Genomic DNA, 10133 nt, shown 5'->3' with positions numbered 1-10133 from the left:
GTTTGTGTGAAGTGATTCACATCCGCCGTGTCAGTGGGTGCGCATTATAGGGATCCCATTTTTTTGCACAAGCCTTTTTTCGATCTTTTTTTCTGAATGGTGATTTTTCACCCTTTTCGCCGTGTAATTGCACGATTTGCTCAATTTTCACCGTTTTCAGGGGTTGCACAGGGAGATAAAAGCCACCAAAGTCTTCTTACGTTCCCGTATTTTGAGGTCTATATGTCTGCTCAGCTGCGCCCCTACAAAGCATTTTTCCCACAAATCGGTCTTCGCGTCATGATTGACGCATCCAGCGTTGTCATCGGCGATGTCAGAATTGCCGATGACGTCAGCGTCTGGCCTCTGGTGGCCATTCGCGGCGACGTCAACTATGTATCGATAGGTCAACGCAGCAATATTCAGGACGGTAGCGTTCTCCATGTGACCCATAAGTCCTCTTATAAGCCGGAGGGAAATCCGCTGATCATTGGTGAGGATGTAACTGTTGGTCATAAAGTGATGCTCCACGGCTGCACTATCGGCAACCGCGTACTGGTTGGTATGGGTTCGATCTTATTAGATGGTGTCGTCGTTGGCGATGACGTCATGATTGGTGCGGGCAGTCTGGTTCCGCAGAATAAACAGCTGGAAAGCGGCTACCTTTACTTTGGCAATCCGGTCAAACAGATCCGCCCCCTGACAGAGGCGGAACGGGAAGGACTCAAGTATTCAGCAAATAACTATGTGAAATGGAAAAATGAGTACCTGGATCAGGATAACCAGATCCAGCCCTGAGCATCTTCCTGACCATCGCGGATCAATGCTTCTGCCTCTTCCTCTAGATCCCAACGATGTTCCTGGAAGGCGGCCAGCCACTGCGCTGGCCCCTCTGCGCCGAAACGCTGCTGCAAGATTTGCCCTGAAATTGCGCAGGTTAATTGCATCCCATTCACCAGCGCGGGAAAAACCACGCCCTGCCGTTCGGCATCCCATGATTCCCGGTCAGGAAACTGAATCGCCTGATTCATGCATTCAATTCCTGCTGCAGCGTATCAATGACCGGAGCGATAGCCGGCAGAACGCCGTGCCATAGCAGAACAGCATGGGCGGCTTGCGCCACCAGCATTCCCAGCCCATCGGCACAGTGGACTGCGCCATATTGCTGGCACCAGTGAAGAAACGGTGTCGGCCCTTTCTGGTAAAACATGTCATAGCAATATACGTCAGCGTTGACAATAGATGCCGGGATAGCTGGTACATCACCGTCTATTCCACTGGACGTCGCATTGACGATCAGATCGAATGTTTCCCCGGATAAGGTATCCATCTCCCTTGCGCTAACGCTCCCGGTATGGGCGAAGAGAGTGGCTAACTCACGGGCACGAGAATAGGTGCGATTCACGATCGTGACGGCGCATCCCAGCGACAGAAGCGGCAAAAGAACCCCGCGAGATGCCCCACCAGCACCAACCAGCAGGATCCGTTGGCGTGGCTTAATGAATCCCAGGCGTTCCAGATCGCTCAGAAGACCAATACCGTCGGTGTTGTCCCCCAGTAAACGGCCATCTTCCAGGCGTTTCAGGGTGTTTACTGCTCCCGCCAGCGCTGCGCGTTCTGTCAGTTCGTCGGCACGCGCAAAGGCTTCCTCTTTAAAAGGAACGGTGACGTTGGCCCCCTTTCCTCCTTCTGCAAAGAACTGATTCAGAGAAGAGACAAAATCATCCAGCGGCGCCAGTACACGTCCATAAGGATGAGTAATTCCTAACTGGCGGGCAAACAGCTGATGAATAGCAGGCGACTTGCTGTGCGCGATCGGATTACCAAAAACGGCATAGGTTTCCATGTTTCACCCCTGGCGGAACAGTTCACCCGTCAGGGCATCACGGATTTCAGATGGGTTTTGCCGGCCGCCCGTGGCGCCATCCACCACCGGGAAGCTGTCGCCAAACTGAGCATGGACCTCTGCGGTAGTACGGCACGGTGGTTGCCCGGTGAGATTGGCGCTGGTCGAAACCAGTGGTTTTCCGTAGGCTTCGCACAATTCGATTACCAGCGGATGGTTAGTCACGCGTACGGCCAGTGAATCAAAACGTCCAGTCAGCCAGCGCGGCGTTTCAGGACGCGCCGGGAATACAAACGTCACCGGTCCCGGCCAGCAAGAGAAGATGGCTTCCCGCTGTGAGTCACTTAACCGTGAATCATCAATATAGGGCTTCAGTTGCTCAAAGCTGGCGGCGATAAGGATCAATCCTTTCTCAACGGGACGCTGCTTCAGCTCCAGCAGGCGCATAACGGCCGTTTCGCTGTCAGGGTCGCAGCCGACGCCAAACACGGCTTCGGTGGGATAGGCGATGACATGTTCATTTTTCAGGACCGCCACGGCATGGGCGACGGCTTCTGAGGGCAGGTTATTGTTCACTGATTTATTCCGCCGGGATCGGCTTTCCACATTGTTTACTGGCACAGAAGCGTCTGAGCCCCTGCGCCGTCTTCTTTTCAATTAACAGCGGGTAATGGCATTCAGGGCATTCGCCCGCCACCGGTTTAAAATTGATAACGAACTGGCAATCAGGATAGCGATCGCAGGAGTGAAAGGTTTTACCGAAACGGGAACGACGCTGGACCAGATGGCCTTGTCCGCACTGCGGGCAAGCGATAGCCGTCTCATCGGGTTTATCAATCAGCTCGGTATGTTCACATTCCGGATAGCGGCTACAGCCAATGAACATCCCAAAACGCCCCTGGCGTAACACCATAACCGCACCGCACGATGGGCACTCTTGCCCCTCCAGCACCTTAACGATATGCCCGTCCGCCTGGCTTTTCAGGGGACGAATATAGTCACAGTCCGGATAATGCGAACAGCCGAGAAACGGGCCATGTTTCCCGGAACGGATCACCAGTTCGGCCCCGCACTGCGGGCAGGGCTCATTTTTACGCACCGAAAACAGTGCTGATTTGGTCATAACAACTCGATGTTGCTGCAAAAAGATTAATGCAGCATACCTTCATTTACTTCGAAGAGTAATTCTTCCATTTGCTGATAGGCGTTTTCACAGCCCGGAATATTGAACAGTACCATCAGGATGACCCATTTCAGGTCTTCCAGCTCAAATTCCGCCGTATCCAGCGCCAGTACGCGCTCTATCACCATTTCTCGCGTTTCGAGGTTCAACACCTGAATCTGCTCGAGGAAGAGTAAAAACCCCCGGCAACTGGCATCCAGACGCTGGCACTCCTCTTCGGTATATACCCGAAGAGAGAGCGGGTCGGAAGCGAGCTGCATCGGTTCAACGAGACCTTCCTGATAATCAGCCAGTTTCTCGAGCCACATTAACGCGTTATAGATGTCTTCCCGCTCAAAACCCGCATCGGTAAGATCCCGCGTCAGTTTGTCCTGATCCACGCGCATTTCTGCTTCGCTATGGATGTAAGTTTCAAACAAATACATGAGTACGTCGAACATGGCTTGCCCTCCTTAATCGGACATAGCCGCCGGGTACAGCTGCGATCCAGCCTGCTAACTCCAGTTCAAGTAGCTGAGCTACGGTTACTGGCACAGATTGGCCGGCACGTTCAGCGACAACGTCAACAGGTGTTACCTCATCTCCTACGTTAGCCAGGAGCTCCGGAAATGGCAATGCTACAGACGGCTGATCGACGCAAATATTTATCGAATCAGACGTATCAGTCAGCCAGGCCAGCTCGTTATGCCAGTATTCCACAATATCCTCTGGCGAGGTCACTGGCACCGCGCCTTGCTTAATTAACCAGTGCGGGCCTTCCGATCCCGGATTGCCTATCGGGCCAGGCAGGGCGAACACATCCCTTCCCTGCTCCAGGGCGCAGCGGACGGTGACCAGCGATCCGCTTCGCAACGCCGCCTCAATCACCAGCACGCCCAGGCTTAAGCCGCTGATAATCCGGTTGCGCCTGGGGAAATGTGCGGGAAGCGGCGGCGTAATGAGTGGAAATTCAGATACCAGCGTACCGCCATTGTCGATGATCTGCCGGGCGAGGGTTGCATGGCGCCGCGGATAAACCTGACTCAGCCCATTGCCCAGTACCGCGATAGTTTTACCCTCCGCCGCCAGCGCGCCGCGGTGCGCGACCCCGTCAATGCCTAACGCCAGCCCACTGGTGATGGTAATCCCTTTCTGCGCCAGCGTTTCGCTGAACAGTTTCCCCCAGCGGGCGCCATACCAGGAGTGCGAGCGACTGCCAATAACGGCAAGCTGCGCGCTGTGAAGCAGGGCGAGGCCGCCGCTGACCAGCAACGCGCCGGGGTAATCAGCGATAGCCTTTAACCGCAATGGATAGCGCGGATCGTCACCCCGTAACAGATGATGATCCGGTTGTCCCAGCCAGCGCCGCGTCTCGTCAAGCTCATGCTCGTCAAGCCGGAAAAATAACTTTGCCTGCGCCGCGGTCATCCCGACGGCATGCAGCGCTTCACGATCAACGCTGGCGGCTGCGCATAAGCGCTGAGCGATCTCTACCATCCTGTCGCCATACAAGCTACTGACCTTCATCAGCCGCAGCCAAATCTCGTCGGGCGTCATCCTTACCCCCTGCCATAAGCGGTATTGACAATCTTTGCGATTGGACAGTGAGACTGTCAATTGCAGGGGGTTTTGTCTAGAATAGAGCTAATAATCTTATCAACTCCTGAATACGACTCTGGAACTTTATGGCAGTTTTGCAAGTGTTACATATTCCGGACGAGCGCCTTCGCAAAGTCGCCGAGCCGGTCAAAGAAGTGAATGCGGAAATTCAGCGTATCGTCGATGATATGTTCGACACCATGTACGCCGAGGAAGGCATCGGTCTGGCCGCAACCCAGGTCGATATCCATCAGCGCATTATCGTTATTGATGTGTCGGAAAATCGTGAAGAGCAGCTGGTATTAATTAACCCGGAAATGCTGGAGAAAGATGGCGAAACCGGTATTGAAGAAGGCTGCTTGTCCATTCCTGAACAGCGCGCCCTGGTGCCGCGTGCGGAAAAAGTGAAGATCCGGGCACTGGATCGCAATGGTAAGCCGTTTGAACTGGAGGCCGATGGCCTGCTGGCTATCTGTATCCAGCATGAGATGGATCACCTGGTCGGCAAACTGTTTATTGACTATCTGTCACCACTCAAACAACAGCGCATTCGTCAGAAGGTAGAGAAACTGGATCGTTTACGTTCCCGTGCCTGATAACAAGGAATACCGTGTCACAATCACTACGTATCATTTTCGCCGGCACCCCTGATTTTGCAGCGCGTCATCTTGATGCGCTGCTGTCGTCTGAACATCAGGTTGTTGGCGTATTCACTCAGCCTGATCGCCCTGCTGGTCGCGGCAAAAAATTGATGCCAAGCCCGGTAAAAGTGCTGGCAGAAGCCCATAACTTACCTGTGTTCCAGCCATCCTCCCTGCGTCCGCAGGATAACCAGCGGTTAGTCGCCGATCTCGGCGCCGATATTATGGTGGTAGTGGCGTACGGTCTGATTCTGCCTAAAGCGGTGCTGGAGATGCCCCGTCTGGGCTGTATCAACGTTCACGGCTCGCTGCTACCGCGCTGGCGTGGCGCAGCGCCTATTCAGCGTTCACTGTGGGCGGGGGATAGCGAAACTGGCGTAACCATCATGCAGATGGACGTCGGCCTTGATACGGGGGATATGCTGTATAAGCTTTCCTGTCCCATTACCGCAGAAGATACCAGCGGCAGCCTGTACGATAAGCTGGCCGAGCTCGGCCCTCAGGGGCTGCTGGCAACGTTAGCCCAGCTGGCCAACGGCACCGCACGGCCTGAAGTACAAGATGAATCGCTGGTGTGCCATGCCGAAAAGCTGAGTAAAGAAGAGGCTCGTATCGATTGGTCGCTTTCCGCTGCGCAGTTGGAACGCTGCATCCGCGCGTTTAATCCGTGGCCAATGAGCTGGCTGGAAATTGACGGACAACCGGTAAAAGTGTGGCGAGCATCGGTCATCGCCGAAGCCGCTCACGCCGAACCGGGTACTATCGTGGCAGCAACCAAACAGGGTATTCAGGTCGCCACGGGGGATGGGATCCTCAGCCTGGAGTCGCTACAGCCTGCGGGTAAAAAAGCGATGAGCGCCCAGGACTTACTCAATTCCCGCCGGGAGTGGTTTATCCCTGGCACCCGTCTCGCCTGACGGTCGTCTCTTCTGAAGCCCGGGTTCGCCGGGCATTTTTATTTTTGCGCTTATGAAAAAGAATATAAATTTACGCAGCCTGGCCGCCCAGGCTATCGAGCAAGTTGTTGAAAAAGGGCAGTCTTTAAGCAACGTACTGCCTCCTCTACAGCAGAAAGTCAGCGATAAAGATAAAGCGCTACTGCAGGAGTTGTGCTTTGGTGTACTACGTACTCTAAGCCAGCTGGAGTGGCTTATCAGCAAGCTAATGGCGCGTCCGATGACCGGCAAACAGCGCACCGTGCACTTTCTGATCATGGTTGGTCTCTATCAGTTACTCTACACCCGCATTCCACCACACGCCGCGCTGGCGGAAACGGTAGAAGGCGCGGTGGCCATTAAACGCCCGCAGCTTAAAGGGCTAATCAACGGCGTGCTACGCCAGTTCCAGCGCCAGCAGGAAGCGTTGTTAGCCGAATTTGCTGAGCATGAAAACCGCTATCTTCATCCCAAATGGCTGCTGAAACGCCTGCAGCAGGCCTGGCCGGAGCAGTGGCAGGAGATCGTCGAGGCGAACAACCAGCGCCCGCCGATGTGGCTGCGCGTTAACCGCAACCATCATTCCCGGGATGAGTGGCTTGCCCTGCTTAACGAGACCGGTTTAGAGGGCTTTACCCACCCTGATTATCCGGACGCCGTACGCCTGGCCACCCCTGCTCCGGTCCACGCGTTACCAGGCTTTGCCGAAGGCTGGGTGACCGTCCAGGATGCCTCGGCTCAGGGCTGTATGCGCTACCTGCAACCGGAAAATGGCGAACGCATTCTCGATCTCTGCGCCGCACCGGGCGGGAAGACGACGCATATTCTGGAAGTCGCTCCCCAGGCTCAGGTTATGGCGGTGGATATTGATGAACAGCGTCTGTCCCGCGTCTATGACAACCTGAAACGGCTGGGCATGAAAGCCGAAGTCAAGCAGGGCGATGGCCGCTTCCCTGAGCAGTGGTGTGGCAATGAGCAGTTCGATCGTATTCTGCTGGATGCCCCCTGCTCCGCAACCGGCGTTATTCGCCGCCATCCGGATATCAAATGGCTGCGCCGGGATCGGGATATCGCCGAGTTAGCCCAACTGCAGGCCGAGATCCTCAATGCCATCTGGGGGCACCTGAAGCCAGGCGGCACGCTGGTTTACGCGACCTGTTCTATTCTGCCGGAAGAGAACAGTCAGCAAATTGCCGCTTTCCTCGCGCGAACTCCGGATGCAGAACTTCACGCAACCGGCACGCCGGCGATCCCGGGGCAGCAAAATCTGCCGGGCGCAGAAGAAGGTGATGGCTTCTTTTACGCTAAGCTAATCAAACGTCGGAACTAATGGGTCACTGCAGATGAAGATTATTATTCTGGGCGCCGGCCAGGTCGGCGGCACGCTGGCGGAAAACCTCGTCGGCGAGAACAATGATATTACGCTGGTTGATACCAATGGCGACCGTCTGCGCAGCCTGCAGGATAAGTTCGATCTGCGTGTCGTCCAGGGGCATGGCTCTCACCCTCGCGTACTGCGCGAGGCGGGAGCCGATGATGCCGATATGCTGGTAGCGGTCACTAGTTCGGACGAAACCAACATGGTGGCCTGCCAGGTCGCTTACTCATTGTTCAATACGCCAAACCGCATAGCGCGTATTCGTGCGCCTGATTACGTTCGTGATGCGGAAAAGCTCTTCAACTCTGAAGCGGTACCCATCGATCACTTAATCGCTCCGGAACAACTGGTCATCGACAACATCCACCGTCTGATCGAATATCCCGGCGCGCTGCAGGTCGTGAACTTCGCCGAAGGAAAAGTCAGTCTCGCGGTAGTAAAAGCCTATTATGGTGGCCCGCTGGTGGGGAATGCCTTATCCACTATGCGGGAGCATATGCCGCATATCGATACGCGCGTGGCCGCCATTTTCCGCCACGATCGCCCCATCCGCCCGCAGGGCTCGACGATTGTCGAGGCCGGAGATGAAGTCTTCTTTATTGCCGCCTCGCAGCATATTCGCGCGGTCATGAGCGAACTGCAGCGACTGGAAAAGCCGTATAAGCGTATTATGCTGGTCGGCGGGGGCAATATTGGCGCGGGTCTGGCCCATAAGCTGGAAAAAGATTACAGCGTTAAGCTTATCGAACGTAATCAGCAGCGGGCCGCTGAGCTGGCGGAAAAGCTGCAGCATACTATCGTCTTCTACGGGGATGCATCGGACCAGGAGCTGTTGGCTGAAGAGCATATTGACCAGGTGGACCTGTTTATTGCCGTCACTAACGACGACGAAGCCAATATTATGTCGGCTATGTTGGCCAAGCGAATGGGCGCGAAAAAAGTGATGGTGCTAATCCAGCGCAGAGCCTACGTGGATCTGGTCCAGGGTAGCGTCATCGATATTGCGATTTCGCCTCAGCAGGCCACAATTTCCGCACTCCTCAGTCATGTCCGTAAAGCCGATATTGTCGGCGTCTCCTCCTTGCGCCGCGGCGTTGCAGAAGCGATCGAGGCAGTCGCGCACGGCGATGAGAGCACCTCCCGGGTAGTCGGGCGTTCGATCGATGAGATCAAACTTCCACCGGGCACGATCATCGGCGCCGTCGTGCGGGGCAATGACGTGATGATCGCCAATAATAATCTACGGATCGAGCAGGGCGACCATGTGATCATGTTTTTGACCGATAAGAAGTTTATTTCCGATGTCGAAAGGCTGTTCCAGCCAAGTCCTTTCTTCCTGTAATTCCCAGGGCGCCGAACAGGCGCCTTTTTATTATCCCTTATTATTCAAAGGTTAATATTTTGCAGTAACTATCTGCTGGGAATGGCAAATGAAAATACATTTGTTAAACTTACAACGTCAGCTGGCACAAGGAGAATAAAATGAGTTTTTTAAAAGAGTTTCGCGAATTCGCGATGCGCGGGAACGTTGTCGATTTGGCAGTAGGTGTGATCATCGGTGCAGCATTCGGTAAAATTGTTTCATCACTGGTCGCGGATATTATTATGCCGCCACTCGGCCTGTTGATTGGCGGGATCGATTTTAAACAGTTTGCCGTCACGCTACGTGATGCCCAGGGCGATGTCCCGGCTGTGGTGATGCATTATGGGGTATTCATTCAGAACGTTTTCGATTTCATCATCGTCGCGTTTGCCATCTTCATGGCGATTAAATTGATGAATAAGTTAAATCGTAAGAAAGAAGAGGCTCCGGCGGCACCGCCAGCTCCCTCTAAAGAAGAAGTTCTGCTGAGCGAAATTCGCGATCTGCTGAAAGAACAAAACAACCGTTCTTAATCAGCAGAGAAAGCAGAAGGCCAGTGGTAAAAAAGCGATTCGCTTGCTTGCCACTGGCCTCCCGATCAACCCTTCCTGCATGTTTATCTTTACGTTGATAGCTTCCTTTCCCTTTCTTGTTTTTCTCTACGCGCTGCCTGAATAACGGATCGTGGAGAAGTGCCTCAATGGCGTTATCTTTAATTTGTCCTTTAGTATGCTGATAGCGACTCATAGTTACTCCGGTATATGTATAAACTCGGCGCGAGTGTAGATCCGCGCGTTTAAAAAATCAACGTCCGCCATTGCCGTTGCTGGCCCCTTGTTCAAGGGCCTCAAGGATAGAACAGTAAACGCTGCTGTGGGCAGTGCCGCAACAGGCATCGTTGAGCCGCTGCAGAGAGCGGCGCATCGTCTGTAGCTCTTTAATCCGCGCCTCAACTTCACTTAATCGCGCCTGAACGATCCCTTTCGACTCCTGACAGGTATGATGCTCCGGATCGATGCGGATCGACAATAATTCGCGGATCGCTTCCAGGGTGAAACCCAGTTGTCGGGCATAACGAATAAAGCGCAGACGCTGAAGATCGTTATCCGAGTAAAGACGAAATCCCCCCTCAGTGCGCACGTCATGATCCATCATTTGCTGTTTTTCATAATAACGGATGGTATCTGGCGTCACATCGGCCAGTTTTGCCAGCTCACCAATACGATACAT

14 protein-coding genes are annotated in these 10133 nt (G+C 54.2%); 6 read left to right on the top strand and 8 right to left on the bottom strand.

Annotation, left to right across the window (positions count from 1 at the left end; translation table 11 throughout):
• Positions 1 to 222: 222 nt before the first annotated feature.
• Positions 223 to 777, top strand: coding sequence for a gamma carbonic anhydrase family protein (locus tag HMPREF3140_RS17985; protein ID WP_002919123.1), 555 nt, complete (start codon positions 223 to 225; stop codon positions 775 to 777).
• On the opposite strand, the gene HMPREF3140_RS17980 is transcribed toward HMPREF3140_RS17985, so the two are convergent.
• The 6 genes from HMPREF3140_RS17980 to dprA are packed head-to-tail and all read right to left on the bottom strand — an operon-like array spanning position 753 to position 4544.
• Positions 753 to 1010, bottom strand: a complete 258-nt coding sequence (locus HMPREF3140_RS17980; protein ID WP_002919125.1) for a DUF1488 family protein — start codon at positions 1008 to 1010, stop codon at positions 753 to 755. The two genes, HMPREF3140_RS17985 and HMPREF3140_RS17980, sit on opposite strands and share 25 nt — an antisense overlap.
• On the bottom strand, positions 1007 to 1825 hold the full coding sequence (aroE, locus tag HMPREF3140_RS17975) for a shikimate dehydrogenase (protein WP_032412488.1): 819 nt from the start codon (positions 1823 to 1825) through the stop codon (positions 1007 to 1009). The genes HMPREF3140_RS17980 and aroE overlap by 4 nt, the downstream gene beginning before the upstream one ends.
• Before the next feature lie 3 nt (positions 1826 to 1828).
• Positions 1829 to 2401 carry an L-threonylcarbamoyladenylate synthase type 1 TsaC gene (gene tsaC, locus HMPREF3140_RS17970; RefSeq protein WP_002919132.1) on the bottom strand — a complete coding sequence of 191 codons (573 nt, stop codon included), beginning with the start codon at positions 2399 to 2401 and terminating at the stop codon, positions 1829 to 1831.
• Positions 2402 to 2405: 4 nt separating this feature from the next.
• A complete protein-coding gene (locus tag HMPREF3140_RS17965) occupies positions 2406 to 2948 on the bottom strand; it encodes a DNA topoisomerase family protein (RefSeq protein WP_004145330.1) in 543 nt (180 codons plus the stop codon).
• A 26-nt stretch (positions 2949 to 2974) separates the two neighbouring features.
• The gene (gene smg, locus HMPREF3140_RS17960) at positions 2975 to 3448 is read right to left on the bottom strand and encodes a DUF494 family protein Smg (RefSeq protein WP_002919137.1); all 474 of its coding nucleotides are present in this window, start codon (positions 3446 to 3448) and stop codon (positions 2975 to 2977) included.
• On the bottom strand, positions 3420 to 4544 hold the full coding sequence (dprA, locus tag HMPREF3140_RS17955; RefSeq protein WP_002919139.1) for a DNA-protecting protein DprA: 1125 nt from the start codon (positions 4542 to 4544) through the stop codon (positions 3420 to 3422). Before dprA ends, smg begins: the two co-directional genes overlap by 29 nt.
• Before the next feature lie 128 nt (positions 4545 to 4672).
• Between dprA and def the strand changes: the two genes are divergently transcribed.
• The 5 genes from def (at position 4673) to mscL (ending at position 9436) form a co-directional block, all read left to right on the top strand.
• Positions 4673 to 5182, top strand: a complete 510-nt coding sequence (def, locus tag HMPREF3140_RS17950; RefSeq protein ID WP_004150006.1) for a peptide deformylase — start codon at positions 4673 to 4675, stop codon at positions 5180 to 5182.
• 14 nt (positions 5183 to 5196) lie between these two features.
• Positions 5197 to 6144: a methionyl-tRNA formyltransferase gene (gene fmt, locus HMPREF3140_RS17945; RefSeq protein ID WP_004150007.1), complete on the top strand. Its 948-nt coding sequence runs from the start codon at positions 5197 to 5199 to the stop codon at positions 6142 to 6144.
• Between the two features lie 52 nt (positions 6145 to 6196).
• The gene (rsmB, locus tag HMPREF3140_RS17940; RefSeq protein ID WP_004185891.1) at positions 6197 to 7492 is read left to right on the top strand and encodes a 16S rRNA (cytosine(967)-C(5))-methyltransferase RsmB; all 1296 of its coding nucleotides are present in this window, start codon (positions 6197 to 6199) and stop codon (positions 7490 to 7492) included.
• 13 nt (positions 7493 to 7505) lie between these two features.
• Positions 7506 to 8882: a Trk system potassium transporter TrkA gene (gene trkA, locus HMPREF3140_RS17935; protein ID WP_002919153.1), complete on the top strand. Its 1377-nt coding sequence runs from the start codon at positions 7506 to 7508 to the stop codon at positions 8880 to 8882.
• A gap of 140 nt (positions 8883 to 9022) precedes the next feature.
• Positions 9023 to 9436, top strand: a complete 414-nt coding sequence (mscL, locus tag HMPREF3140_RS17930; protein ID WP_004145325.1) for a large-conductance mechanosensitive channel protein MscL — start codon at positions 9023 to 9025, stop codon at positions 9434 to 9436.
• Here mscL and HMPREF3140_RS27600 read toward each other — a convergent pair.
• Both HMPREF3140_RS27600 and zntR read right to left on the bottom strand, forming a co-directional pair.
• Positions 9372 to 9650: an alternative ribosome-rescue factor A gene (locus HMPREF3140_RS27600; protein ID WP_004188380.1), complete on the bottom strand. Its 279-nt coding sequence runs from the start codon at positions 9648 to 9650 to the stop codon at positions 9372 to 9374. The two genes, mscL and HMPREF3140_RS27600, sit on opposite strands and share 65 nt — an antisense overlap.
• Before the next feature lie 57 nt (positions 9651 to 9707).
• Entirely contained in the window at positions 9708 to 10133 is a 426-nt protein-coding gene (gene zntR, locus HMPREF3140_RS17925) for a Zn(2+)-responsive transcriptional regulator (RefSeq protein WP_032412493.1), read from the bottom strand.

It is taken from the genome of Klebsiella sp. HMSC16A12 (genome assembly GCF_001808265.1).
GTDB classification, from domain to species: domain Bacteria; phylum Pseudomonadota; class Gammaproteobacteria; order Enterobacterales; family Enterobacteriaceae; genus Klebsiella; species Klebsiella pneumoniae.
This window is presented reverse-complemented; position numbering and strand designations above follow the sequence as displayed.